This is a genomic window from Bradyrhizobium ontarionense (assembly GCF_021088345.1).
Lineage (GTDB): Bacteria > Pseudomonadota > Alphaproteobacteria > Rhizobiales > Xanthobacteraceae > Bradyrhizobium > Bradyrhizobium ontarionense.
In genome coordinates, this window is sequence record NZ_CP088156.1 from 7,102,789 (window position 1) to 7,128,167 (window position 25,379).

29 protein-coding genes and 1 pseudogene are annotated in these 25,379 nt (G+C 65.8%); 17 read left to right on the plus strand and 13 right to left on the minus strand.

Annotation, left to right across the window (positions count from 1 at the left end; genetic code table 11):
* Positions 1–133: 133 nt before the first annotated feature.
* The 3 genes from LQG66_RS31085 to LQG66_RS31095 all read right to left on the minus strand — a co-directional run bounded on the left by LQG66_RS31085 (position 134) and on the right by LQG66_RS31095 (position 1,834).
* On the minus strand, positions 134–316 hold the full coding sequence (locus LQG66_RS31085) for a hypothetical protein (RefSeq protein WP_231319633.1): 183 nt from the start codon (positions 314–316) through the stop codon (positions 134–136).
* A gap of 315 nt (positions 317–631) precedes the next feature.
* Positions 632–844 carry a hypothetical protein gene (locus tag LQG66_RS31090; RefSeq protein WP_231319634.1) on the minus strand — a complete coding sequence of 71 codons (213 nt, stop codon included), beginning with the start codon at positions 842–844 and terminating at the stop codon, positions 632–634.
* Between the two features lie 66 nt (positions 845–910).
* On the minus strand, positions 911–1,834 hold the full coding sequence (locus tag LQG66_RS31095) for a LysR substrate-binding domain-containing protein (protein ID WP_231319635.1): 924 nt from the start codon (positions 1,832–1,834) through the stop codon (positions 911–913).
* A gap of 92 nt (positions 1,835–1,926) precedes the next feature.
* Here LQG66_RS31095 and LQG66_RS31100 point away from each other — a divergent pair, with 92 nt between their 5' ends.
* Genes LQG66_RS31100 through LQG66_RS31110 form a run of 3 tightly spaced genes read left to right on the plus strand, consistent with a single transcriptional unit; the run spans position 1,927 to position 3,666 of the window.
* On the plus strand, positions 1,927–2,688 hold the full coding sequence (locus tag LQG66_RS31100; RefSeq protein WP_231319636.1) for a sulfite exporter TauE/SafE family protein: 762 nt from the start codon (positions 1,927–1,929) through the stop codon (positions 2,686–2,688).
* A gap of 11 nt (positions 2,689–2,699) precedes the next feature.
* Complete coding sequence (locus tag LQG66_RS31105) at positions 2,700–2,939, plus strand: hypothetical protein (RefSeq protein WP_231319637.1); 240 nt, start codon at positions 2,700–2,702, stop codon at positions 2,937–2,939.
* Positions 2,940–2,970: 31 nt separating this feature from the next.
* Positions 2,971–3,666: a glutathione S-transferase family protein gene (locus tag LQG66_RS31110; protein WP_231319638.1), complete on the plus strand. Its 696-nt coding sequence runs from the start codon at positions 2,971–2,973 to the stop codon at positions 3,664–3,666.
* On the opposite strand, the gene LQG66_RS31115 is transcribed toward LQG66_RS31110, so the two are convergent.
* Positions 3,667–4,452 carry a crotonase/enoyl-CoA hydratase family protein gene (locus LQG66_RS31115; protein WP_231319639.1) on the minus strand — a complete coding sequence of 262 codons (786 nt, stop codon included), beginning with the start codon at positions 4,450–4,452 and terminating at the stop codon, positions 3,667–3,669. It lies immediately after the preceding gene.
* Between the two features lie 99 nt (positions 4,453–4,551).
* Here LQG66_RS31115 and LQG66_RS31120 point away from each other — a divergent pair, with 99 nt between their 5' ends.
* The gene (locus LQG66_RS31120) at positions 4,552–5,181 is read left to right on the plus strand and encodes a TetR/AcrR family transcriptional regulator (protein ID WP_231319640.1); all 630 of its coding nucleotides are present in this window, start codon (positions 4,552–4,554) and stop codon (positions 5,179–5,181) included.
* Here LQG66_RS31120 and LQG66_RS31125 read toward each other — a convergent pair.
* From LQG66_RS31125 to LQG66_RS31140, 4 genes are all read right to left on the minus strand, one after another.
* Entirely contained in the window at positions 5,156–5,641 is a 486-nt protein-coding gene (locus LQG66_RS31125; RefSeq protein WP_231319641.1) for a hypothetical protein, read from the minus strand. The two genes, LQG66_RS31120 and LQG66_RS31125, sit on opposite strands and share 26 nt — an antisense overlap.
* Before the next feature lie 21 nt (positions 5,642–5,662).
* Complete coding sequence (locus tag LQG66_RS31130; protein WP_231319642.1) at positions 5,663–6,364, minus strand: hypothetical protein; 702 nt, start codon at positions 6,362–6,364, stop codon at positions 5,663–5,665.
* A gap of 146 nt (positions 6,365–6,510) precedes the next feature.
* Positions 6,511–7,194, minus strand: coding sequence for an HAD family hydrolase (locus tag LQG66_RS31135; protein WP_231319643.1), 684 nt, complete (start codon positions 7,192–7,194; stop codon positions 6,511–6,513).
* Positions 7,191–7,412: a cysteine-rich CWC family protein gene (locus LQG66_RS31140; protein WP_231319644.1), complete on the minus strand. Its 222-nt coding sequence runs from the start codon at positions 7,410–7,412 to the stop codon at positions 7,191–7,193. The genes LQG66_RS31135 and LQG66_RS31140 overlap by 4 nt, the downstream gene beginning before the upstream one ends.
* Positions 7,413–7,554: 142 nt before the next feature.
* Between LQG66_RS31140 and LQG66_RS31145 the strand changes: the two genes are divergently transcribed.
* From LQG66_RS31145 to LQG66_RS31160, 4 genes and pseudogenes are all read left to right on the plus strand, one after another.
* Positions 7,555–9,096 (plus strand): DUF1800 domain-containing protein, encoded by a 1,542-nt coding sequence (locus LQG66_RS31145; RefSeq protein ID WP_231319645.1) that lies wholly within the window; start codon positions 7,555–7,557, stop codon positions 9,094–9,096.
* Positions 9,093–10,316, plus strand: coding sequence for a DUF1501 domain-containing protein (locus LQG66_RS31150; RefSeq protein WP_231319646.1), 1,224 nt, complete (start codon positions 9,093–9,095; stop codon positions 10,314–10,316). Before LQG66_RS31145 ends, LQG66_RS31150 begins: the two co-directional genes overlap by 4 nt.
* Before the next feature lie 141 nt (positions 10,317–10,457).
* A complete protein-coding gene (gene hmuQ / locus LQG66_RS31155; RefSeq protein WP_231319647.1) occupies positions 10,458–10,778 on the plus strand; it encodes a heme-degrading protein HmuQ in 321 nt (106 codons plus the stop codon).
* 111 nt (positions 10,779–10,889) lie between these two features.
* Positions 10,890–11,239, plus strand: a pseudogene (locus LQG66_RS31160) (endonuclease domain-containing protein).
* A gap of 270 nt (positions 11,240–11,509) precedes the next feature.
* Here the strand turns inward: LQG66_RS31160 and LQG66_RS31165 are convergent.
* The 5 genes from LQG66_RS31165 to LQG66_RS31185 form a co-directional block, all read right to left on the minus strand.
* Positions 11,510–11,971: a GNAT family N-acetyltransferase gene (locus LQG66_RS31165; RefSeq protein WP_231319648.1), complete on the minus strand. Its 462-nt coding sequence runs from the start codon at positions 11,969–11,971 to the stop codon at positions 11,510–11,512.
* Positions 11,972–12,031: 60 nt separating this feature from the next.
* Positions 12,032–12,217, minus strand: a complete 186-nt coding sequence (locus LQG66_RS31170) for a hypothetical protein (protein WP_231319649.1) — start codon at positions 12,215–12,217, stop codon at positions 12,032–12,034.
* Between the two features lie 67 nt (positions 12,218–12,284).
* Positions 12,285–12,539 carry a hypothetical protein gene (locus LQG66_RS31175; RefSeq protein WP_231319650.1) on the minus strand — a complete coding sequence of 85 codons (255 nt, stop codon included), beginning with the start codon at positions 12,537–12,539 and terminating at the stop codon, positions 12,285–12,287.
* 193 nt (positions 12,540–12,732) lie between these two features.
* The gene (locus LQG66_RS31180) at positions 12,733–13,383 is read right to left on the minus strand and encodes a glutathione S-transferase family protein (protein WP_231319651.1); all 651 of its coding nucleotides are present in this window, start codon (positions 13,381–13,383) and stop codon (positions 12,733–12,735) included.
* 193 nt (positions 13,384–13,576) lie between these two features.
* Entirely contained in the window at positions 13,577–14,809 is a 1,233-nt protein-coding gene (locus tag LQG66_RS31185) for a glycosyltransferase family 87 protein (RefSeq protein WP_231319652.1), read from the minus strand.
* A gap of 189 nt (positions 14,810–14,998) precedes the next feature.
* Between LQG66_RS31185 and LQG66_RS31190 the strand changes: the two genes are divergently transcribed.
* The 9 genes from LQG66_RS31190 (at position 14,999) to LQG66_RS31230 (ending at position 25,304) form a co-directional block, all read left to right on the plus strand.
* Positions 14,999–16,201 carry a pyridoxal phosphate-dependent aminotransferase gene (locus LQG66_RS31190; RefSeq protein WP_231319653.1) on the plus strand — a complete coding sequence of 401 codons (1,203 nt, stop codon included), beginning with the start codon at positions 14,999–15,001 and terminating at the stop codon, positions 16,199–16,201.
* Positions 16,202–16,322: 121 nt separating this feature from the next.
* The gene (locus tag LQG66_RS31195; RefSeq protein WP_231319654.1) at positions 16,323–16,847 is read left to right on the plus strand and encodes a DUF992 domain-containing protein; all 525 of its coding nucleotides are present in this window, start codon (positions 16,323–16,325) and stop codon (positions 16,845–16,847) included.
* A 207-nt stretch (positions 16,848–17,054) separates the two neighbouring features.
* Positions 17,055–17,525, plus strand: coding sequence for a DUF992 domain-containing protein (locus tag LQG66_RS31200; protein WP_231319655.1), 471 nt, complete (start codon positions 17,055–17,057; stop codon positions 17,523–17,525).
* A 194-nt stretch (positions 17,526–17,719) separates the two neighbouring features.
* Positions 17,720–19,768, plus strand: coding sequence for an elongation factor G (locus LQG66_RS31205; protein ID WP_231319656.1), 2,049 nt, complete (start codon positions 17,720–17,722; stop codon positions 19,766–19,768).
* 214 nt (positions 19,769–19,982) lie between these two features.
* Positions 19,983–20,285 carry a helix-turn-helix domain-containing protein gene (locus tag LQG66_RS31210; protein ID WP_231319657.1) on the plus strand — a complete coding sequence of 101 codons (303 nt, stop codon included), beginning with the start codon at positions 19,983–19,985 and terminating at the stop codon, positions 20,283–20,285.
* 99 nt (positions 20,286–20,384) lie between these two features.
* The gene (locus LQG66_RS31215) at positions 20,385–22,151 is read left to right on the plus strand and encodes a SulP family inorganic anion transporter (RefSeq protein WP_231319658.1); all 1,767 of its coding nucleotides are present in this window, start codon (positions 20,385–20,387) and stop codon (positions 22,149–22,151) included.
* Positions 22,152–22,208: 57 nt separating this feature from the next.
* Entirely contained in the window at positions 22,209–23,051 is an 843-nt protein-coding gene (locus LQG66_RS31220) for a shikimate dehydrogenase (protein ID WP_231319659.1), read from the plus strand.
* Between the two features lie 115 nt (positions 23,052–23,166).
* Positions 23,167–24,516 (plus strand): caspase family protein, encoded by a 1,350-nt coding sequence (locus tag LQG66_RS31225; RefSeq protein ID WP_231319660.1) that lies wholly within the window; start codon positions 23,167–23,169, stop codon positions 24,514–24,516.
* Positions 24,513–25,304 carry a M15 family metallopeptidase gene (locus tag LQG66_RS31230; protein ID WP_231319661.1) on the plus strand — a complete coding sequence of 264 codons (792 nt, stop codon included), beginning with the start codon at positions 24,513–24,515 and terminating at the stop codon, positions 25,302–25,304. The genes LQG66_RS31225 and LQG66_RS31230 overlap by 4 nt, the downstream gene beginning before the upstream one ends.
* Positions 25,305–25,379 lie beyond the last annotated feature (75 nt).

Genomic DNA, 25,379 nt, shown 5'->3' on the forward strand with positions numbered 1-25,379 from the left:
CTGACAGCATGGTGGCAGCAGCGCGTCCTGTGGACGAATCGTTCGCGAGTGCCGGCGATCACGCGAGGTGATCAATCGGATGACCAACCGTCAGGGTGATTGGCGCGGCCGCGCGGGCGCAGCCGTCAGCAGGTCAATGCCGGGTCGGCAGTTCGACGATGTCGAGATGCACGCCGTGGCAGGCCACGCATTGCAGAGCCCAGTACTCAGCACCGCCGCGGCCGTTGATCACGCTCAGGATGCTCAGTTCCGCATCGCAGTCCGGGCATCTGGTACGAACCGAATAAGTGAGGTGTTTGACGGCAGGCTCAGCCATGAATTGCAGTCCGCATTACGAATACACTCGGCATTTCGAATTGGCGTTTCGAATGTTGGCTTTTCGAATTGGGGCTTGGAACCGCGGGGAGCGGGGGTGGACTCTCGGGGACTTCACTCTCGGAGATTGTTCCACACTACGCTATCCGTCTTTTCCCGGGGTTCGCTCGATATCCTCCAGTAGCTGTAAATTCGCCGCACCAGAACCCACTTTCCGCAGCTCGTGCACCGTCTCGGCCATCCAGTTCTCACGAGCCTTGGAAACTCAGCGCACTAGAAACTCTCGAATCCGGTGCCGCACTTTGCATCGGCGGCACTATCCCCATCGCTTGCGGAAGCGATCGATGTGGCTCTTGGCATCGGCGATCGCCATTTCCGCATCCGACCATGCGAAGCCGACTTCGAGAGAGGGGAACGAAACACCATTGATCACCACCGGAGTCATGTCCGCGCGGCGAATCCGCGCGTGCCATAAGCCTTTTCCTGCTTCGAACGGCTCGATGGCAAAATCCTCATACAAGTACGTCATTGCGCAGTCCTGGATAACCCGAACAGCGACAACAACATGGATTGGTCATGCCAATTGTGAACCGGTTCACACGATGGCGTCTTTTTTGTACGAGTCCTTTCGCGGTGAATTCCGCGTCGCGGACTGCGCCGCCGCGCGCATGATCCAGCGCCGGAACGCGGCGAAATCGCGTTGTCCGGCCTGGAAGCTGCGGTAGACCAGATACCAGCGCTCGCCTTTTGGGACGGTCAGCGCGAACGGTGCAACCAGGCGTCCCGCCGCGAGATCGTCATCGATATAGGGGCGGATGCCCATCGCGACGCCGAGCCCGTCGATGGCGGCCTGCAGCGCATGGCCGTAATACTGAAACTCGGTACCGCGCGCGACCACGCGGGTGACGCCGGCCGCCTTCAGCCATAGCGACCAGTCTTTGGCGGCATGTGATACCCGCAACAGGCTCGGGCCCTTGAGGTCGGCCGGCCGCTTCAAGGTCGCCGCCAGCCGCGGCGTGCACACCGGCACGAGGTCGGCGGCGAACAGCGGCTCGGCGACGAGACCCGGCCAGGCACCGTCACCGAGCCTGATGCCGCAGCTCCAATCGTCGCCGAATGGCACCGCCGCACCGCCGGTGGTGATGCGGACCTCGATGTCGGGCTCCTCCTTGCTGAAATCCGCGAGCCGCGGGATCAGCCACTTCATCGCGAAGGTCGGCCCGACGCCGAGCGTCAGCACGCGCATCGTCGACGGCGCCATGATCTGCGCGGTCAGGCTCGACAGCGCGTCGAAGATCGGCGTCAGCCCGCTCTGATAGGCGCGGCCGGCCGCCGTCGGCGCCAGCCGGTTGGCCTTGCGCTCGAACAGCACCACGCCCAGCCGCTGCTCCAGCAGGTTGACCATCCGGCTGATCGCGGCGGCCGAGACGTTGAGCTCGGTTCCGGCCGCGGCGAAGCTGCCGGTGCGCGCCGCCGCCTCGAATGCCTTGATGCCGTTCAGGAACAGAAGCCGCCGCATGCCAGCCCTCAGGAAAACTGATGGAGGGCAAGATAACTCGGTTTGCGCCGCCGCCGCCAGTGCAACATCCTTGCGGGTGAAGGAGATCAGCCATGACGCCCGCCCTGATTGCAGCGCTCGGATTGCTGATGGTGGTAACGGCGTTCCTGTCTGGCCTGTTCGGCATGGCGGGCGGACTGATCCTGATCGGCGTGCTGCTCGCGATCATGCCGCTGCCGGCGGCGATGGTGCTGCACGCGATCACGCAGATGGCCTCCAACGGCTGGCGCGCCGTGCTGTGGCGCCGGCACATCCGCTGGCGGCCGGTCGCGGTGTATCTCGTCGGTTGCGCGCTGGCGCTCGGCCTGTGGTCGCTGGTGCGCTACGTGCCGGACAAGCCGGCCGCGCTGCTGCTGCTCGGAGTCACGCCGTTCATGGCGCGGCTGATGCCGGCCCGGCTGCGGCCGGATCCGGACAGCCTCTGGCAGGGCGCGATCTACGGCACGATCTGCATGGGGCTGATGCTGATGACCGGCGTGTCGGGACCGCTGCTCGACACGTTCTTCCTCGGCGCGCGCTTCGACCGCAGGTCCATCGTCGCCACCAAGGCGACCTGCCAGGTCGCGAGCCATCTCACCAAGCTGATCTATTTCGGCGGCATCATCGACCAGGCCGCGAGCGTCGATCCCGTGCTCGCGCTCGTGGCAGTCGCCGCCTCGATGCTCGGCACGACCCTGGCGCGGCGCATCCTCGAGGCGATGAGCGAGCAGCAGTTCCGCACCTGGGCCAACCGCATCATCACGGCGGTGGCGAGCTACTACATCCTCTATGGCGGCTGGCTGGTGCTGGCGCAGAGCTCCGTCGCGGCGGAATGAGGACATACATCATGGCTGTGACCGCAGATCCCCTGGTGCTGGACTTCGTCGAATGGGTCGCGCGCGCGCCGCGCAGTCATGCCGAGGTCATTGAGACCTGGCGCACGAGCTGCCCTCGGCTGACGGTGTGGGAGGATGCCGCCGACCTCGGCTATGTCGCGCGGGAGGCGATCGCGGGGCGGGGGCTCTTCGTCATGGTCACCGACGCCGGCGCGCAGCTCTTGCGCGACAGCGGCCGCGTCGTCGGGTAAGAACGGTCCGCAACCGGAGGATGGACCGCGCATGGCACTGAAACTGTTCGAGCTCGTCGGCACCGATGCGGGGCGCCCGTTCAGTCCCTTTTGCTGGCGCACGCGCATGGCGCTGGCCCACAAGGGGCTGACCGCCGAATCGATTCCCTGGCGTTTCACCGAGAAGGCGGCGATCGCGCCGCATGGATCGGAGAAGGTGCCGGTCATGCTCGACGGCGACCGGACGGTGGTCGATTCATGGGCCATCGCCAACTACCTCGAGGATACCTATCCGGACCGGCCGTCGCTGTTCGGCGGCGCCGGCGGCCGCGCAACGGCGCGTTTCATCAACGCGTGGGGCGACATCGCTATTGTCGGCGGCATCTTTCCGCTGATCATCGCCGACATCCCGACCAACCTCGCCGTCGAAGACGCCGCCTATTTCCGGGCCTCGCGCGAGGCGCGGTTCGGCAAGCGCCTCGAAGAGGTCATGGCGTCGCGCGACCAGGCCGTGGTCGGCTTCCGCAAATCGCTCGAGCCGTTGCGCCAGACTTTCAAGGCGCAGCCCTTCATCGGCGGCGATGCGCCCGATTATGCCGACTACATCGTGTTCGGCGGCTTCCAATGGGCGCGCGTCGTCAGCCCGTTCAGCCTGCTGGAGGAGACCGACAGCGTCCATGCCTGGCGCGAGCGGCTGCTCGATGCGTTCGGCGGGCTGGCGCGCAGATCGCCAGGCTATCCGGTCTGATCAGGAGGCGCGCGGCGGGCGGCGTGCGCGCCACGCCGCCAAGCCTTCGTCGAGGTCGCGGTTGCCGACCAGGCTCGCGAACTGCTCGCTCTCGAGCTGCAGCCCTTCGCCGATCGCCATGTTGAGGCCGCGGGTTGCGGCGGTGATGACGCTGGCGACAGCATCCGGCCCGTGGCGGATGATGCGCTGCGCGAGCGCGCGCGCCGCCGGCAGCAGCTCGTCATGCGGCACGACGGCGTTGACGAGGCCGATGTCGAGGGCGCGCTGTGCCGAGAATGGATCGCCGGTGAGCAGCAGTTCGAGCCCGCGCTTGCGGCCCACGAGCCGCGGCAGCCGCTGCGTGCCGCCGAAGGTCGGCGGCATGCCGAGCCGGATCTCGGGCTTGGCGAAGCTGGCGCGCTCGCTCGCCACCGCCAGATGCACGGCCTCGGTAATCTCGCAGCCGCCGCCGAAGGCGAGCCCGTTGACGGCGGCGATGACCGGCTTCCTGAACGCTTCGAGCCGCGCGGTCATCGCCTGGCCGCGGCGCACGAAGTCGCGCAGCGCGGTGGCGCGGCCGTGGCGGACGCTGTCGGTGAATTCATCGATGTCGGCGCCGGCCGAGAAGGCGCGGTCGCCGGCACCGGTGAGGATCACGGCCCTGATGCCGGGATCGGTCTCGATGCGATCGAGCGCGGCCATCAGCGCATCGATCAAGGCATAGCTGAGCGCGTTCAGCCGCTCCGGCCGGTTGAGCGTGAGCAGGGCGACGCGGTCGGAGATGTCGAGCAGAACGGGATCGGTCATGGCGGCTCCTTGCGGGCTGACAATTGAAGCCGGCCCAGACTAGGCGCGTCGCCGCACAAGGTATATTCACTGGTCAGTATACCAAAGCCGAGCGCTGCCATGGCCCGTTCCTCCGATCCGACCCGCGCGCGCATCGTCACCGCCGCGAGCAAGCTGTTCTATGCCGAGGGCATCCGCGCCGTCAGCGTCGATGCGGTGGCCGAGACGGCGGGCATCACCAAGAAGACGCTGTACTACCATTTCCGCAGCAAGGACGATCTGGTCGCGGCCTACCTCGCCGCGCGCGACCAGCCCAACCTGGAGCTGTTCAAGCGCTGGTTCGACGAGGCCACGGGACCGCTGCCCGACAAGATCGCGGCGATCTTCCGGCAGCTTGCGCGCGCCGCGCGGCATCCGAAATGGCGCGGCTGCGGTTTCCTGCGCACGACCGCGGAGCTCGCCAATCTGCCCGGCCATCCCGCGATCAGGATCGGCGCCGCGCACAAGAAGAAGTTCGAAGCCTGGCTGCAGGCGATATTCGAAGCTGAAGGGATCGCCGGCTCAGGCGAACTCGCGCGCCAGATGCTGCTGCTGCTCGACGGCTCGTTCGCCGTCGTGCTGCTGCATCGTGACGCCAGCTACATGGAGACCGCAGGCGAAGCAGCGCGGGCGCTGGTCGCGGCGGCGCTGCCAGCCGGCGGGCGGCTCGACATCCACCGCCAAATCAGTCGGCGCAGCCGCGTCCCCTGATCCGCTCGTCGCGGACGATGGCCGCAACCATCTGGCTTGCCATGCCATCGAAATCGGATGGCTTGAGATAGCCTGCGGCATAGGCTTCCTGGGTCAAACGTTCGATTCTGCGATCCTCGGCCGTCGTCCATACGCCCGCGATGTAGGTAGCGCCGGCCGGACCATAGGTCTCGGGATAGCGATCGTGCTGGTTTTGGCGATGATAGTAGTAATGATTGAGGCCGCTGATGAAGCTCCTGCGATTCGCGCCGCAGCGGTCGCTCCAGGGCAGATCGAGCGACCTGAGCGCGTCTTTGCGTTGCGATCTCCGGGCGTCCTCGATGTATTTCTCGTGATCCTGGAACTCCGCGCCGGTCACTGGCGGAAACGACGCCACGGCGGTCGTCGCGTCCGGGAGGAACACGCGTCCCGCGACCTGCAAGATCGCGATTGCCGCGATGATGAAGATAAGCCGGCGCATTGCGGTGTCCTTGTTCGCCGTCTATCGCGGTTCAATCTGCACGCGCCGTGCGCGGCAGACGGGCGATTCGTCCGACCAGAGCCCCGGCCCTGCGAATTGGAGGACATCCTCACGGATATCGGCCGGAAAATCGGCCCTGATGATACCTTGCTCGTCGAATGCCTCGTGCAGCGCCTCCTGGACGCGCTTGTCGAGCGGCGTGTCGAAGGTCTCGGCCGCGTCCTGCATCTTCTTGTCGCTACAGAACAGCATCATGCCCATCGGACGAGTGCAGTCCAGTTTCATGACCCAGGCCCGCGTGTAGGCGGTCAGTGCATCGACCAGGTTCTTCTTCATGGTCTTGTCGCATGGCGACAGCTTGTAGGCCGTTGCGGCCTGCAGCGCATCCATGCGCAACTTATCGAGCTTGGGGTTCTTGTCGCTCTGCGAGGTATGCTGCGCGATCCAGGCCTTGCGCTCGAACTCCTTTGAGTCTGGACCGCCAAAGGTCTTATCCACCAGCGGCGACAGAGGAGCCACGATACCCCCGCTCCCCGGCGCTGGCGCAGCTTGGACGGAGGCAGTTTCGGACGATGATGTCCACATCGTGCTCCGCAGCATTCCATTTGGAGAGGGAAAGCCTCTCACCGCCCAACTCACGCCCGCGAACGCAACCACGAATGCAGCGCCGACGGCACCGATAAATCGCAACATGAAAGAAGCCCACCCAGAAGCGGTGCGCAAGTTAGTTTGCTCGGGTTAATGCATGGACCAATTCCGCAGGCCACGCACGACGGCGTGAATCGATCATGACCGTTTTCGAGGGCTTTTGAAGACATCAGAAGGGCGACTGGTAATGCCGCTGCAAGGATTGGCTTCGCGATCCCGCGTTAAGCCCTGACCGGCAACACCGACCGCGTTGCGAGCAGGGCGATGGCGGCATCCAGATCGGGCAGCACGGCCGCGCACTTGGCGCGCGATTGCTCGGTCGGCGGCACGATGTCGGGCACCATCAGAGTGATCGCGCCGGCGGCATGCGCAGAGGCGACGCCGGGGTTGGAATCCTCGATCGCGACACAGGCGTTCGCCGTGGTCCCCAGACGGCTGGCCGCCAGCAGATAGAGGTCGGGATGCGGCTTGGCGCGACTCACATCGTCGCGCGTCAGGATCGCGTCGAAGCGGTGGTCGATGCGAGCCAGGCGAAGATGTTCCGCGGCCGTGCTGCGCGAGGACGAGGTGACGATCGCCTTGGGCAGGCCGGCCGCTTCGATCGCATCGAGCAGGTCGATGACGCCGCGCTTCAGCGGCATCCCCGCATGCAGGATCTCGGCGGCATTGACCGCGAACAGGCGGTTGACGTCGTCGAGCGGAAAGTCGTCGCCGAAATGGTTGAGCAAGGTTCGTTCGTTGTCAGGTCCGGGAATGCCGATCATGGCGTGACAGAGCTCGGTCACGCCGTCGGTGTAGCCGAGTGTACGAAGGGCCGCGATCGACGCTTCGAGATAGACCTTCTCGGTATCGAGCAGGGTGCCGTCCATGTCCAGCAGCACGGCCGCGACGTGCCAGCGCGTCATGAACCGGTCTCCGACTCGCGGGCCAGTTTCATCAGGCATTTGGCGCACAGGCAATCCTTGAACCGGCTCTGCCCGGCCTTCGGCAGCGGCAGGCGAACGGCCTCGTCGAAGCACCAGCAGGAACCGCCGGGATCGCACGTGAATTCCGCCCCGCACGACTCGCACGTCAGTTGTCGCGCGGTAACGTTTGCTAAACGATTTGTCACGTTCGGAACCACGTCCGACCAGTCCTTTTCATGTCCGGTTCATCTGCCACAGCAAGTATAGTGCGCAGCAACACCCGGCGCCAGCACGCCGGTGCCGAACCCACTCATGATGTTGGCGCACTCACTCTGGCGCAGCGATTGATGAGGACGTGGCATGGCCCGTGATCCCTTGGCAGCTCTCGTGGCCTTGAACCGCTTCGGCTTCGGCGCACGCGGCGGCGCCTCGGGCGATCTCGTCAATGCCGCGTCGGATCCGCGCGGCTTCGTCAAGGCCGAGCTCGGCCGTCCCAACGGTGCGCTCCTGGAGGTGCCGGGCCTGCAGCCGACGCCCGCGCTCGCCGACGCCGTGTTTGCCTATCAGGACGAGGTCAAGCAGGCGCGCGAAGCCGCGGCGAAGTCGGCGTCGGAAGCGACCCCACCGGACCAGCCCGGCCAGACGCGCGGCCTCTCCACGAATGGCGCGGATACGCCGGCGCCGCTACCGCCATCAGCGATGGCGACGGGCGCCGGCATGGCGGCAGGTGAGCCCGCGCCAGCGATGCAGGCGGCGCCTGCCAAGCCGGCGCAACCGCAGCAGCCGCCCAACGTTGTCCAGAAGACGTTTCGTGCCGAAGCGCTGGCGCGGTTGCAGCGCGCGGTGCTCGCCGATTGCGGCTTCACGGAGCGGCTCGTCGCGTTCTGGTCGAACCATTTCTGCATCTCCGCTGGCAAGGGCGAACTGGCGCGGATGTGGGCCGGGTCGTTCGAGCGCGAGGCGATCCGGCCGCATGTGCTCGGGCGTTTCGCCGACATGCTGAAGGCGGTCGAGCAGCATCCGGCGATGCTGTTCTTTCTCGACAACCAGGAATCGCTCGGACCGGACTCGCGTGCCGGCCAGAATCGCAAGCGCGGCCTTAACGAGAACCTCGCGCGCGAGATCATGGAGCTGCATACGCTCGGCGTCGGCGGCGGCTACAGCCAGGAGGATGTGACGTCGCTGGCGCGCATCATCACCGGCTGGAGCTTTGCCGGCCGCAACAGCCGGAACGGCGCGCCCGGCAGCTTCGTGTTCAACGCCAATGCGCATCAGCCGGGGCCGCAGACCCTGCTCGGCAAGATCTACCAGGATGATGGCCTCGCGCAGGGCGAGGCGGCGCTCTCCGACATCGCCCAGCATCCCTCGACGGCGAAGTTCATTGCGACCAAGCTCGCGCGCCATTTCGTTGCCGATGATCCGCCGCCTGCGCTGGTGGCGCGGCTGGAATCCGTGTTCAAGAAGAGCGACGGCGACCTCAAGGCGGTGACACTGGCGCTGTTGGACTCCGACGAGGCCTGGTCGGCGCCGCTGACCAAGATCCGCTCGCCCTATGAATTCCTGGTCGCAGGCGGCCGGTTGCTGGCGCGCGTGCCCGAAGATCCCGGGTTCTATCTCAACTCGCTGGGCACACTCGGCCAGCCGCTATGGGCGCCGGCGGGCCCGAACGGATTTGCCGACACCAGCGCGATGTGGGCCGCGCCGGAAGGCATGAAGCTGCGGCTGGACATCTCGGCGCAACTGGCCTCGCGTCTCGGCAACAATCTCGATCCCCGCGACCTGCTCGATCTCGTCGCGGCCGATGCCGCCTCGACGGAAACGCGGCGCACGATCGAGCGCGCCGAATCCCGTCAGCAGGCGCTGGCACTGCTGCTGATGTCGCCGGAATTCCAGAGGAGATGACGATGGATCGGATCACGCCTTCGCTGTTGACCTCGCGACGGCACTTGCTGCTGGCGGGCGCGTCCTTTGCCGCCTGGGCCTACGTGCCGAAATTCGCCCGCGCCGCCGACCAGCGCGACCCGCGGCTGATCGTCGTGATCCTGCGTGGCGCGCTCGACGGGCTCGCCACCGTCGCGCCGATCGGCGACCCTGACTACGCCGGCCTGCATGGCGCGATCGCGCTCACGGCGGACGGGCCGCATCCGGCGCTTCCGCTCGATTCGTTCTTTGCGCTGCATCCGTCGATGCCGGAATTCGCGCGCATGTACCGCGACAAGCAGGCGGCGGTCATTCATGCGGTCGCAACGTCCTATCGCGAACGTTCGCATTTCGACGGCCAGGACGTGCTCGAAAGCGGCTTCGCCGGTCCCGGTCGCGTGCAATCGGGTTGGCTCAACCGTGCGCTGGAAGCGCTGCCGCGCGGCCCACGCGTCGCCGGTGCGCTCGCGGTTGGACCGACGGCACCGCTGGTGCTGCGCGGCGCCGCGCCCACGGTCGGTTGGGCGCCGGTGACCTTGCCGCAGGCCGACGACGACACCGCGATGCGGCTGGTCGATCTCTATGCGCATCGCGATCCCGCACTCGCCGCGGCGCTGTCGCAGGGACTGAAGCTGGAGAAAGTTGCGTTCGGCGACGACATGAAGCCGAAGCCGGGCGGCAACCAGATCACGGCGATGCGCCAGGTGGCGCGCGGCGCGGCGAAACTGATGGCGGCCGATGACGGCCCGCGCATTGCGGCGCTGGCGTTCGACGGCTGGGACACGCACGCCAACGAGGGCGGCGCGGCCGGACGGCTCGCGCAGCTGTTGTCGGGCCTCGATGGTTCGCTTGCGGAATTCGAGAGCGGGCTCGGGCCGCGCTGGCGCGATACGGTGGTCGTGGTCGCGACCGAGTTCGGGCGCACGGCGAAGATCAACGGCACGCAGGGTACCGATCACGGTACGGGCACGATTGCGCTGCTGGCCGGCGGCGCGGTCAAGGGCGGCCGGGTGATTGCCGACTGGCCGACGCTCAAGATGGCGAGCCTCTATCAAGGCCGCGACCTCGCGCCGACGACGGATCTGCGCGCGGTGTTCAAGGGCGTGCTCGCCGACCATCTCGGGCTGAGCGAGCGCGCACTGGCCGACAACGTATTTCCCGAGAGCACAGCCCTGAAGCCGATCAAGGGGCTCGTCGCGTAGCGCCAGCCGGCATCCGCGTGGATCATGGCTGCCGTCGGTTGCTCAAAACATCGTGGCATCGGCGACGATCACCGCAGGCGCATCGCGGCGTGAAGTCTGCTATCCCTGGGGACAGCGGCAAGTACCCCTCAGGAGATCAACATGTTCATCGCCATGAATCGTTTTCGGATTGCCAAGGGTTCGGAGGCCGCCTTCGAGCAGGTCTGGCTGTCGCGCGACAGCCATCTCGACAAGGTGCCGGGCTTCGTCGAATTTCATCTGCTGAGAGGACCCGAGGCCGAGGACCACACGCTCTATGCCTCGCACACGATCTGGGCGTCGAAAGCCGCCTTCGAAGACTGGACCAAGTCGGACGCCTTCCGCGCCGCGCACAAGGGCGCCGGCGACAACAAGCCGCTCTATCTCGGCCCGCCGCAGTTCGAGGGTTTCGAGGTGCGCCAGACGGTGGGCGGGAGGAAGTGAGATTGTTGTATCACTGAGGCACGCTGTCCCGGCACGGACGGTGCAACCTCTCCCCGCTCTTTGCGGGGAGAGGTCGGATTGCGCAAGCAATCCGGGTGAGGGGCATGGCATATGCGGGGCCAAGATCGGAAGTCCATCGGACTCGCACGGCGTCTCCGCGTCGATCAGACGAACGCGGAGACGGTGCTGTGGAACAAGATTCGAAACCGCCAGGTTGACGGTCATAAATTCGTTCGGCAGCTTCCGTTGCCGGATACATCTGCGATTTCGTGTGTCGAGAGAAATGCTTGATCATCGAGGTCGACGGCGGGCAGCACAGCGAGTCGAAGCAGGATGTTGTTCGCGACCGTCGTTTGGCGGAGGAAGGATATCGGGTTCTCCGCTTCTGGAACAACGATGTTCTGGGAAACATCGAGGGTGTACTCTTGGCAATTCAGCGCGAGCTGATGAGCGAAGAGTAGCTCGTCTTGAGACTAATACTTCCCGTGCGTCTGCCCCTCACCCCAACCCTCTCCCCGTAAAGAACGGGGAGAGGGAGCGCACCGTGCTCGCGGTTGCGGCTCCAATCCGAATATCAGGACTTCGGTCAACGCCAAAAAAAATGCGGCCCCGGTCAGAGACGGCGACTGACGGGGACCGCTGAAACGCGTGACCGGTGACGGGGGGTCTGATCAGGCGCTCGATGGAGCGTAGGCGCGCGGCGTGACGGCCGCGTGACAGCATCTCGCGGCTCACACGGTCTTGCGGTAGACGATGAAGCCCGAGCGTTCGGCGACCTTGTCGTAGAGGGCCTGCGCCGTGATGTTGGTCTCGTGGGTCTGCCAATACACGCGCGCGACGCCGGCCGTCCGCGCCTGCGCATAGACCGCTTCGATCAACGCGCGCCCCACGCCCTTGCCGCGCGCGGCTTCGGTCGTGAAGAGATCGTTCAGATAGCAGAGCGGCACGATCGAGGTCGTGGCGCGATGAAACAGATAATGCGCAAGGCCGAGCAGCTCTCCGTCGCGCTCGGCCACCAACGCATGCACCGGCTCGTCGGCGTCGAAGAAGCGCGTCCAGGTCGCGGCTGTGATCTCCGCGGGCAGCGCGGTCGGCCCTGACCGGCCATAGAAGGCGTTATAGCCGTCCCACAACGGCATCCAGTGATCGTAGTCCTCGCGCGCAATGGCACGAATGGTGAGCGCGTCAGTCATCAGGGCTTCGCCGCCTGTTCGAAGTTCGATAGCCCTCGATACGCGCCGTTGCGCCTCCGATCAATCGGTCACGGGCGCATCGCAGAGGTTCGGGTTCATCAGTTGTGCCTGGACCACCGGCCCTTCGTTGAGCGGCCAAAGCGATACTTCGCCACGCCGCTCGATCAGGAGCAGCAGTGACGCCGCCAGCAGGATCGCGAGTGCCAGAGTCAAGGCAACGATTACGACCGTTGATTTCATCGCCATTTGGAGCGCGAGACAATCATCGCCTGTTGTCGCGAAATCCGCGAAGGGTTGTCAAAAGGGCTTCCTGCTAAGCGGGTATTGACATGATGGCCCGGAACGACACCATGACGATGGTGACGCTGACACCCAACGAGAGTGTGCTCGCCGCGATGGTTGCGACCACTGCGGTCGTCAGGCGGGGTGAGAGGGTGAGCGTGGCGTTGTGGTGAAAGCCGCTGATCGTTGCGTGGAAGGGCTCTTCACGGTGTTCCGGTTCCTGCGGCGACGTGTGGCCGCGGACCCAACTGAACTTCGAAACCGAAGCACGACGCCACCGGTACATGAAGTCGAAATCCCTTACCCCTACATCCGCGAGCGAATCACTCGCAGAGGTAAATTCTAAGGTAACGCTGGGCAGGATTGCGGCGGTGGGCTGCTGAAAGCGGCAAAAGCGTGGCGGTTGCGGTATTTGTTCCCGCCAAGGGGTGTATTTTCCCCGCTGCTCTACGGGGAGGCGGTAGTCTTACGGTGACGGATCAATCGTAGTCGGCCGCGATTCCGGCCGAGTCGATCAGCGCCGGCTGCCAGTTCATCGTCACGAAACCGGGCGCCTGCTCGACCCGGCGCAGCCAGCTGCGGATTTTCGGGAACGTCGACAGATCGAACTCGCAGCGGTCGGCCACGTGGGTGTAGCCGTAGAGCGCGATGTCGGCGACCGTCAGCTGTCGGGCAGCGAAGTAGTCGTTGCTCTTGAGGTGGTTCTCCATCACCTGCAGCGCCGCGTAGCCGCGCTCCATCCAGTCTTCCAGCGCATGGGTCTGCAGGTCTCGCCCGCCCTTCACGAGCAGCAGCCAGAAATAGGCCGCCCCGATGTTCGGCTCGAGCGCATGCTGTTCGAAGAACATCCATTGCAGCGCTTCGGCGCGTTCGATTCGCGCCTCCGGCACCAACGGGGTGCCGCCCGCGACGTACCAGAGGATCGCATTGGACTCGGCGATGTAGCGATCGTCGCCGACCTCCAGCAGCGGCACCTGGCCGCTCGGATTCTTGGCGAGGAATTCCGGCGTGCGGCTCTCACCGCGCAGGATGTCGACCTCGATCGCCTGATAAGGCGCGTTCAAAAGCGCGAGCGCAAGGCGGACCTTGTAGCTGTTGCCCGACCGCTGCATCGAATAGAGCTTATACATCCGGCCATTTCGAGTTCGAGGAATCATCGTGTTCGAAGCATCGTACATCTGGACGCCAAATCGTCCCGCAATGCGGCCAGACAATGATGCCGATGGGCGCAGGCCGCAAGAGCCGACGGATGGAAAAAGTCGAAAAGCGCTACTGCAGTGCACTCTCAAACAACAACTTTCCATCAACTTCAAACAATCGAGATCACGCCCGCGCGATGCGCGCCTGTTCTCCGATCTCGGATGCGCGATCGGTCAGCGCGCGGCGCAAGGTCAGTGCAAATAGCGCCATCAGCACGATCAGGCCGAGCGGGATGGTCGTCAGCCCGGCGACGCTGCGTGACAGCAGCGGCACGATCCAGGCGGCCGCGAGCAGGCTGAGCTCATAGTCCCGAAAGCCGTGGGCCAAGCCATGCCGGACGAAGAAGATGATCGCGACCGCCAGCACCACGAGGTCATAGTCGAGGACGTAAGGTGTCGCCAGCAGGCTCGCACTTGCCAGCGCCGAGGCCTTGAGATCGAAGGCCGTGTCGCTCTGCCAGAGCCAGGCGAGGCCGGCCGCGAGAGACACCGCCAGCATGGCCTGCACCGCATAGGCGGTACGAACATCGACGCCCCAGTGACGCGCAGCCGAGAATGCCGACTGGATCTTTTCCCAGCCGGTGCCGCCTTGCTCGAGGACGACCGTCTGGGTGAATGTCATCGACTGGAAGAAGGCATGCCAGACCTCGCTGCCGAGCGCGGCGAAGCTGATCGCGACCAGTGCTGTCACCGTGGCGGCTGCGGCTGCGATCGTCGGCCAGCGTCCGCCCGCGACCAGCGCGACCGGGATGAGGACGCCGAATTGCGGCTTGTAGGCGAGAAACCCGATCAGAATGCCCGCGACCCAGGGCCTGCTCCGCTCCATGAGCAGCAGCGCGCCGCCGAGCAGGCCTGCGGTGAAGAACGCGTTCTGGCCGTGGCCGATGTTGACGAAGACGGCAGGAAAGGCCGCAGCGACCAGGAGAGTTTCGCGACGCGGCAGGATTGCGCGCATGACAGCCAGATAGGCGAGCAGGCTCGACACCACCCAGAGCGCCAGCCCGCCGGCATAGGGCAGCATGGCCGTGATGGCGGCGATCGCGAAGAAGAAGGGTGGATAGTGCCAGCCGAAGAACGGTACGTCGCGGCCATCGAACACGGCCTTTTCCATCGCATGCTGCAGCGGCGGGTCGTAGGCGTCGGCCGACTTGCCGTGAAGGGTCAGCACGCCTGCCGCATACACGTTGGAGAAGTCGGTGCCGATCGGCTTGCCATTGCGGTCGACCAGTCCATCGGACAGCGCGATCCAGCCTGCGATCGCAACGATCGTGAGCGCGAGCAGGAGCCGGCTGTAGGTCGTGATCCGCGCCGGCGTCAGCCAGCCGCCTGATCGCAGAGCGCACCCGATATCGGTCATTTCGGCCTGAAAATGTGAACGATCGTTCCGGCAGCCTAGCCGGGGCGGCTTTAACGTTCCCTAAAGTCTTGGGAGCCATGTGCCCAAGCTTCTTGCGATGCCGCGCTGCGGGCCTTACAAACGGGCGTTTCCCTGACATGACTGGTCGTGGCCGAACAGTGATCCACGACGCCTGCATAGGAGCTGATGATGCCTTTTCTCGCCGCTGCGCTCGACCGTGTGAAGCCGTCCGCAACCATCGCGGTCACGGATAAAGCGCGCGTGCTCAAAGCGGCGGGCCGCAACGTCATCGGCCTCGGGGCCGGCGAGCCGGATTTCGACACGCCCGAAAACATCAAGCAAGCCGCCATCAAGGCGATCCAGGACGGCAAGACCAAGTACACCGCGGTCGACGGCATTCCGGAGCTGAAGGAAGCCATCATCGGCAAGTTCCAGCGCGAGAACGGCCTGACCTACAAGCCGAACCAGGTGATCGTCGGCGTCGGTGGCAAGCAGGTGCTCTACAATGCGCTGATGGCGACCATCAATCCGGGTGACGAGGTGATCATCCCGGCGCCGTATTGGGTCAGCTATCCGGAGATGGTGGCGCTCGCTGGCGGCGAGTCGGTGCCGGTGGTCTGCACCGCTGCCCATGGCTTCAAGCTGCAGCCGGCAGCGCTGGAGAAGGCGATCACGCCCAAGACCAAATGGCTGATCCTGTGCTCGCCGTCGAACCCGACCGGCGCCGCCTACACCAAGGCCGAGCTGAAGGCGCTGACCGACGTGCTGGTCAAGCATCCGCATGTCTGGATCATGACCGACGACATGTATGAGCACCTGGTCTACGACGACTTCGTCTTCACGACCCCGGCGCAGGTCGAGCCGTCGCTCTATGACCGCACGCTGACCGTGAACGGCGTCTCCAAAGCCTATTGCATGACCGGCTGGCGCATCGGCTATGCCGGCGGCCCGGCGCAGCTGATCAAGGCGATGGCGACGATCCAGTCGCAGTCGACCTCGAACCCGTGCTCGATCGCGCAATGGGCCGCGGTGGAAGCGCTGAATGGTCCGCAGGATTTCATCCCGGCGAACAACAAGGTGTTCAAGGAGCGCCGCGACCTCGTGGTGTCGATGCTGAACCAGGCGAATGGCATCGAATGCCCGCGGCCGGAAGGCGCGTTCTACGTCTACCCGTCCTGCGCCGGCACGATCGGCAAGACCGCGCCGTCGGGCAAGGTGATCAGTGACGACGAGACCTTCGTCACTGAGCTCCTGGAGACCGAAGGCGTCGCCGTCGTGCAGGGCTCGGCCTTCGGCCTCGGCCCGGCGTTCCGCATCTCCTACGCGACCAAGACCTCCGACCTGGAAGACGCCTGCAAGCGCATTCAGCGCTTCTGTGGCAATCTGAGGTAATCTGGCAACAGCGACCTCCGAATCTCCGGCAGCCAAGTTCCGCCCAGAAAAGCGCCATGTTTTGAACATGGCGCTTTTCTTGTGTCCGGCGGTAAGTTCAGTGGTGTGGGATTGGAGTTCGATGCGGCTGCTCCTGCTGTCGATCGCGTTCGTAGTGATGATCATGCCGCTCGCGCAGGCCCGTCAGGACGGGCCCACACGCGCCGGCGTGCTCGAATGCCTGGGGCGCAGGAATTCCGGCCAGCTCGTGACGTCGCACGCCCGCTTGCGCTGTATGTTTCGCAGCCAGGGTCACGAGCCGGAACGTTATGTCGCGAAGGTCCGCCGTTACGGCGTCGACCTCGGACTGACGGACGAGACCCGGATGGCGTGGGCCGTCAACGCGCCGGTCAACGATTTCGGTCGCAGCGAGCTGCGCGGACGCTACGGCGGATTGGCCGCCAATGCCGCGGCCATTGTCGGCTTCGGCGGCAACTTCCTGCTCGGCGGATCGAACCGGGCTCCGGCGCTGCAGCCGATCAGCCTGCAGGGTCAGACCGGCTTGAATCTGGCTGCCGGCGTCACCGAGGTCGAGCTGGTGCCGGTGCTGCCGATGCACCCGAGTCCGAGCCGTTCATCATCGTACTTCTCCAGGTTCTATCGCTGAGCGATCTCGCCACGCGTGCAATCGTCTCGTCCAGGCGAACGCCTCGCATGCGCCGTTGCGTTCGAGCAACGCGATTGAACCGCGCAAGATCAACGCGCGACGAATCTGGTGCAGCTATGCGCCCTGTGCCATAGATGTGACGGCCTGCCATCAAGCTCCCGATCGACGGGCCTGCATCACCTCTTTCATTTCAGCCGGAGTTTATTCATGCGCTCGACCATCCTCGCCGGGCTCGCCGCTATGGTCCTCTGCATCGCCGGCGCCGCCCAGGCGCAAGATCGCGTGCGGATCGGTGTCCTCGAATGCCGCGGCGGCGCCAGCATCGGGTTCATCGTCGGCTCGGTCACCCATCTCGGCTGCGTGCTGCGCGCCGACGGACTGCCGGAGGACCGCTATGTCGCGACCATCCGCAAGGTGGGCGTCGATCTCGGCATCACGCAGGAATCGCTGCTCGCCTGGGTGGTCTATGCGCCGGTCGCGCGGCTGGGTGCAGGCGATCTCTCCGGCGACTATGCCGGCGCGCAGGGCTCGGCTTCGGTCGGCGTCGGCCTTGGCGGCAACGTCCTGATCGGCGGCTCGGCCAACTCGATCGCGCTGCAGCCGCTCAGCGTGCAGGGCCAGGTCGGCCTCGCGGTCTCGGCGGGACTGGAAAGCCTCGAGCTGCGTCCCGGCCGCTGATCTGCCCTTTGTGGTGAACAGGTACTGCTTCCGATAGGCATTCTTCCCGCAATTGTGCGGGAGGGAGTGGCGCAGGCCCCGCACCGCAGCAACGTTTTTCGCGTCCTTCCCGCTTGCCAAAGCGGCTGGTCAGGCAGAGCATTCGGCTTTGCCGACCCAATCACGGGCCGAGCTCCAGAAGAAGGAGGCGGCGAATGGGACAAGACCTGAGAAGTCCCCGCGGTCCACGGTGCATTGCGCTGGTGGGCCCTTTCCAAAGCGGTAAAACCACTCTGTTGGAGGCAATCCTGGCGCGGACGGGCGCGATCCCGCGCGCCGGCAGCGTCGATGCCGGTACGTGCATCGGCGACGCCAGCCCCGAGGCGCGTCATCACAAGATGAGCGTCGCGGTGACGGCGGCGACCACGACCTTCATGGGCGACAGCTACACCTTCCTCGACTGTCCCGGCTCGATCGAATTCGCGCACGACATGCGCGCCGCGCTGCCGGCGGTCGATGCCGCGATCGTGGTCTGCGAGGCCGACGAGAAGAAGCTGCCGCAGCTGCAGATCATTCTGCGCGAGCTCGAAGAGCTGCGCATTCCGCGCTTCCTGTTCCTGAACAAGATCGACCGCGCCAATGCGCGGATCCGCGAGACGCTCGCAACCCTGCAGCCGGCCTCGCGCGTGCCGCTGGTGCTCCGGCAGATCCCGATCTGGAACGGCGAACTGATCGAAGGCTTCGTCGATCTCGCGCTGGAGCGCGCCTTCATCTATCGCGAGCACAAGGCCTCCGAGGTGATCGCGCTCGAAGGCGGCGATCTCGACCGCGAGAAGGAGGCGCGCTTCTCGATGCTGGAGAAGCTCGCCGACCATGACGATGCCCTGATGGAGCAATTGCTGGAGGATATCCCGCCGCCGCGCGATGCCGTGTTCGACGATCTCGCCCAAGAGCTGCGCGACGGCCTGATCTGCCCGGTGCTGCTCGGCTCGGCGCTACGCGAGAATGGCGTGCTGAGACTCATGAAGGCGCTGCGCCACGAGGCGCCCGGCGTGGCGGAGACCGCGAAGCGGCTCGGCGTGAAGGACACGAAGGAGGCGCTCGGCTATGTGTTCAAGACACTGCATCTGCAGCACGGCGGCAAGCTGTCGCTGACGCGGCTGTTGTCGGGCCATCTCGACGACGGTGCGACGGTGCATGCCGCCTCGGGCGAGACCGCGCGCGTGTCCGGCATCCTCGCGACCACCGGCGCCAATGACAGCAAGCGCGCGGCGGCCGAGGCCGGCGACACGGTCGCGCTCGGCAAGCTCGACACGGTCAAGACCGGCGATACGGTCGCGACCGGCAAGACGGCGCCCCAGGCGCTGGCAAAGCTCGAAGCCTGCCCGCCGGTGCTGGCGATCTCCATCGCCGCCGTCGACCGCAAGGACGACGTCAAGCTCGGTCAGGCGCTGATGCGGCTCAACGAGGAAGATCCGTCGCTGTCGATGGTGCAGAACCAGCGCACCCACGACATCGTGCTGTGGGGGCAGGGCGAGATGCATCTGCGGGTCGCGCTGGAGCGGCTGCGCGACCGCTTCGGCATCAACGTCAAATCGCACACGCCTGCGATCGGCTATCAGGAGACCATCCGCAAGACGATCACGCAGCGCGGCCGCCACAAGAAGCAGTCGGGTGGCCACGGCCAGTTCGGTGATGTCGTGCTTGAGATCAAGCCGCTGCCGCGGGGCGAGGGCTTCCGGTTCGAGGAGAAGGTGGTCGGCGGCGCAGTGCCGCGGAACTATATCGGCGCGGTGGAGGAGGGCGTGGTCGATGCAATGGCCCGCGGCCCGCTTGGTTTCCCTGTGATCGACGTCGCGGTGACGCTGACCGACGGCTCCTATCACAGCGTCGATTCCTCCGACCTCGCGTTCCGGACCGCGGCAAGGGGCGGAGTCGCTGAGGGGCTGCCGCAGTGCCAGCCGGTGCTGCTCGAGCCGATCCACACCGTCGAGATCGTCTGCCCGACGGAGGCGACCGCCAGGATCAACGCGATCCTGTCGGCGCGGCGCGGCCAGATCCTGTCGTTCGACACCCGCGACGGTTGGCCGGGTTGGGATTGCGTCCGCGCCATGATGCCGGAGGCCGAGATCGGCGAATTGATCGTCGAGTTGCGCTCGGCCACGGCCGGCGCCGGCAGCTTCACCCGCCAGTTCGACCACATGGCCGAAGTGACCGGCCGCGCCGCCGATCACATCATCGCCTCGCACCGCGACGCGGCGTAGGCCCCCGTCTCTGATCTGACCATCGTCGGCCCGTCACCCCCATCACATGGGGGATGGCGGGCCGATGGCTTTGTGGCCTTCTGCGGTTTGCAGGGCGCCGGGAACGGTCGGCCATGGCTGGGTTCCACTTGCTTCACGTGACTAGATGTGATGTATTTTACATCATTGTCTTTGTTTCATGCATCAATTATGGTGTGTGCCACGTGAGGCCATCGTGATCACGTCGTTCCAGATGCGGGCAGCGCGAGCGCTGCTCGGGATAGATCAGAAAACCTTGGCCGAGCTGGCCGGCGTGTCGTTGCCGACGATCCAGCGGATGGAAGCCTCCACGGGCAACGTCCGCGGCGTCGTGGACTCGCTGACCAAGGTCATCGATGCGCTCAATCGTGCGGGCGTGGATCTGATCGGCGAGCATGCCCGCAGTGAGGATGGCGGGCGCGGTGTTCGCCTGAAAGACCCGGGATCGCCCCGCCGCATGGGCCGTCAAACTGAGACTGCGCGCGATGGCGCGGCTTGAGGCTCATCGCGCGGCACGGCAGACGGCGTTCAGCCGGTCCGTGTGAGACGCATCATCATCGGCATAGCAGCCCGATGATGCGACGGGAGCATGATGGGCATGAGCATTGCGAGCGAGCACGGCGCGCGGGGGCGGGGCGGACATCATGAGCCCACCTTCGCCGAGCTTTACGCGCCGAAACTGCTGACGGTCCTGCGCGAAGGCTATAGCCTCAGCGATTTCCGCGCGGACGCGCTCTCGGGCCTGACAGTCGCGATCGTCGCGCTGCCGCTGTCGATGGCGATTGCGATCGCCTCGGGCGTCTCGCCCGGCCGCGGCCTCTACACCGCCGTGATCGGCGGCTTTCTTGTCTCGCTGCTCGGCGGCAGCCGGTTCCAGATCGGCGGTCCCGCCGGCGCCTTCATCGTGCTGGTTGCCGCCACGGTCGACCGCCAGGGCCTCGACGGCCTGCTGCTCGCGACCATGATGTCGGGCGCCATGCTGGTGATCGCCGGGTACCTGCGGCTCGGCACCTACATCAAGTTCATCCCCTATCCGGTCACGGTCGGCTTCACCGCAGGCATTGCCGTCATCATCTTCGCGAGCCAGCTGAAGGATCTGTTCGGCATCACGCTCACGGCCAAGGAGCCGGGCGAGCTGATCCCGAAGCTCACCACGCTTGCGCATGGGGTGCCGACTGCAAACATCTCGGCAGTCGCGCTTGCCGCGCTGTCGATCGTGATCATCGTCGGCCTGAAGCGGCTGCGGCCGACCTGGCCTGGCATCCTGATTGCGGTCGTGGTCGCGGCAGTTTTCACCTATGCGCTGCAGCTCCCGGTCGAAACCATCGGCACCAAATTCGGCGGCATCCCGCGCGAGCTGCCGGCGCCGTCGTTGCCGGCCGTGTCGCTCGCCAAGATCCAGGCGGTGTTCCCCAGCGCGATCGCCTTCACGCTGTTAGGCGCCATCGAGTCGCTGCTCTCGGCCGTCGTCGCCGACGGCATGACCGGCCGCCGTCATCGCTCCAATTGCGAGCTGGTGGCGCAGGGCTTCGCCAATATCGGCTCGGCGCTGTTTGGCGGCATCTGCGTCACTGGCACGATTGCGCGCACCGCGACCAACGTCCGCGCCGGCGCCCGTGGCCCGGTGTCGGGCATGCTGCATTCGGTGTTTCTGCTCGTCTTCATGCTGATCGCCGCACCTCTGGCGAGCTACATCCCGCTGTCAGCGCTGGCCGCGGTGCTGGTCGTCGTGGCCTGGAACATGGCCGAGAGACATGAATTTGCGACGCTGATCCGCTCCTCCTGGGGCGACGCCACGGTGCTGCTCGCCACCTTCGGGCTGACCATCTTCCGCGATCTCACCGAGGGCATCCTGGTCGGCTTCGCGCTCGGCGCCGTCATCTTCATCAACCGCATGGCGCAGATGACCGGCGTCGAGGACGGCACCCCGCTGGTCGCCAAGGATCGCGCCGACTTCGAGGACGGCGCGCGCGTGCCCTACAATTCCAAGCTCAGCGCCGACAAGGACGTGCTGGTCTATCGCATCACCGGCGCGTTCTTCTTCGGCGCGGCCTCGACCGTCGGCACCGTGCTCGACTCCATCGCCGACCGCCGTAAGGCCTTCGTGGTCGATTTCGCCGCCGTGCCGTTCCTGGATTCCACCGCGGCCAACGCCATGAGCCGCGTCGCCGCCAAGGCCAAGCGCCAGGGCATCCGCCTGTTCATCACCGGGGCCTCGCCGACCGTGCGCCGGGCGCTGCTGACCCATGGCGTGCGGCCGCCGCTGGTGCGCTTCCGCGAGACCATCGAGCGGGCCGTGGCCGATATCAAGGGCAAGGAAACGCCCACGGACGACATCTCCGCCGACGGGCTGGCGGCAAGCTGAATCCCGTGCGAGCGGTCCGGCATTGACTCAGGCCGGACCTTGTCCGATGTCACGGCCATGACCCGCGCCGCCCAACCCCGCGCCGCCTGCCTGATCGGCTGGCCTGCCGCGCATTCGCGCTCGCCGCTGATCCATCATCATTGGCTGCACGAACTCGGCATCCCCGGCGGCTACACCATCGAGGCGGTGCCGCCCGAGGAGCTGGCGGACTTCGTCAGCCATCTCGATCAGCGCGGCTTCGTCGGCGCCAACGTCACGATCCCGCACAAGGAGCGCGTGCTGCAGCTGACCGAGCCGGACGCGCGCGCCCGCGCGGTCGGGGCCGCCAATACGCTCTGGTACGAGCACGGCAGCTTGCGCGCCACCAACACCGACGTCGAGGGCTTCATCGACAATCTGGATGCCGCAGCACCGGGCTGGGACCGCACCGACGAAGCCCTGGTGCTGGGCTCTGGCGGCTCGGCACGGGCGGTCGTGTTCGGCCTGCTCGAGCGCGGCATCGGCCGCGTCCATGTCATCAACCGCACCGCCGCGCGTGCCCAAGCGCTGGCCGATCAGTTCGGCAGCCGTGTCGTTGCAGAAGGCTGGGATCGTGTCGGCGCGCTGCTGCCGCGCGCGGGTCTGTTCGTGAACACCACCTCGCTCGGCATGAGCGGTCAGCCGCCGCTCGAGCTCGACATCGACCTGCTGTCGGCGCACGCCGTCGTCGCCGATATCGTCTACGTGCCGCTGGAGACGCAGTTGCTCGGAGCGGCGCGGGCGAGGGGCCTGCGCACCGCCGACGGGCTCGGCATGCTGCTGTACCAGGCGGTGCGCGGCTTCGAACTGTGGTTTGGCCGACGGCCTCAGGTCACGCCCGAGTTGCGCGCGCTGGTCGAGGTCGATCTCAGGCGGCGATAGGGGGCCTTCCGACGCTTCCGCCGACGTCGCGTCGGCGATGCAATCTGGCCGCAATGGCACAGTCGATTTGGCCCGCCGGGCAAGTTAGAACGACGTCCGGATATGAGGACGGACGATGGGACGATCGGCTATCGGTATTTTGGTCTTCTTGTTGCTCGGCGTTGCGCCGTGCGCGGCAGGGACGCATGTCGCTCTGGTGGTCGGCAACTCCGACTACCAAAGCGTATCCAAGCTCGCCAATCCCGCCAACGATGCACGCCTGGTTGCCGAGACGTTTCAACGTCTGGGCTTCACCCTGATCGGCGGCGGCGCTCAACTCGATCTCGACAAGCCGCGTTTCGACCAGGTGGTGCAGACATTCGGCCGCCAGCTGCTGGGCGCCGAGGTCGCCGTGTTCTACTACGCGGGCCATGGCATCCAGCTGCGCGGGACCAACTATCTCGTTCCGGTCAGCGCGAACCCTTCACGCGAAGCCGATGTGGATTTCATGATGGTCGATGTCGGCCTCATCCTGCGGCAGATGGAAGCCGCCGGCACCAAGCTGAACATCGTGATCCTGGACGCCTGCCGCAACAATCCGTTCGGCGGACGCGGCCTGAGGTCGGGCGATGGCGGCCTCGCGCAGATCCGTGCACCCGAGGGGACGATCCTGTCCTATGCGACGCAGCCCGGCAATGTGGCGCTCGATGGCGATGACGGACACAGCCCGTACACGAGAGCCCTGGTCGACGCGGTACAGCGGCCGGGGCTGGACGTCCTGCAGGCGTTCAATCAGGTCGGCCTCACGGTGAAGAAGGCCACGGCCAGCGCACAGCAGCCCTGGATCGCGTCTTCGCCGATCGACGGTGCATTCTATTTCGCTGGACCATCCGGCGGGCAGCCGGCCGCGCCGGTCACCGCAGCCGTCACGCCATCACCTGGACCGGCGCCTGCCTTGGCAAGCGCTCGGCCAGCTGCCGATTTCGTGTTCCCGGACTCCGACCAGCGTCTGCTGTCGCCCGTCGACGTGAAGGGACGGACGAAGGACGAGCTTCGCGTCGCCCGCAATGAGATCTTTGCGCGGCGCGGCCGCTATTTCTCTTCTTCCGAGCTCACCGCCTATTTCAATAGATTCCCCTGGTACGCGCCGAGCACGTGGGATCCTGCCTTGAGTCCGATCGAGGCGGCCAATGTCGATTTTCTCGATCGTGCCGAAAAGGGCGGGGGGCCGGCGAGCGATTTCATCATTCCCGACTCCGACAGGCGCCTGGTGACATCAGGCGAATTGGCGCGGCTGTCCAAGGCCGAGCTCCGACTCGCCAAGAACGAGATCTTCGCCCGGCGCGGGCGCTTCTTCGATGCGCCGGATCTCAAAGCCCATTTCGGACGCTTCGCCTGGTACGTGCCGTCGACCTGGAATCCGACCCTGAACGGGATCGAAGAGGCCAACGTCAAATTGATGGATCAGATCGGCAAGCGACCGTGACCAGTTCGGTAGCCATTCTTCTCCGGTCGATCGGCGCCTGCCTGCCGTTGCTGTCGGCCTCGGTCGCGCGATGTGAAACGATCGGCAACATGCTGGATCGGCTCGTGCTTGCCTATCCGCAAGCCCTGGCCGGACATGACGCTGACTTCATCATCTGGCGCGACGGCACGCGCATGCCGGTCGGCAGGCCCGATACGCAGCGGCCCTTCGCGGACAAGCTGCGCAACGCGACCATCCTCGATCAGCTCAGCCAGCCCTATGTTCGCGGCGAACCGTCCGCGCCGTCCGTCGACGCCGATCCCGGCCGCTTCAGGAACGAGGCCTTTTTCAAGAAGATGTATGGCGACTGCAGCGCAGGTGGCGTGACGCCGAATCTGGTCTCGATCACCTGGCTGCCGAAGAGCTGGGGCAAGACCGTCAGCGTGACACGCGTCAACGGCGTCGCCGAACGGCTGAAGGAGATTTCCAGGGAGATCGACGATCTCGACCCCAAAATCAAACGAGCCGCCTTTCCGATCGCGGGTGTTCTCTCCTGCCGCCCGGTTGCCGACACCGGCCGGATGAGCATGCATGGCTATGCGGCGGCGATCGATCTGAACCTGGGCTATTCCGACTACTGGCTTTGGGGCGCCAAGTCGTCACCATCCATTCCCTACAAGAATCGTTTCCCGCAGCAGATCGTCGAGATCTTCGAGCGGCACGGGTTCATCTGGGGCGGCAGATGGTATCACTACGACACCATGCATTTCGAGTACCGGCCGGAACTGCTGCCGCAGCAGTCCCGTTGAGCATCCGCTAGCGCCAGCGGCCTGCGCCGGCTCTATCCCGGACAGGTCCGCGCGGATGGACGCAGCCGCTTTCAC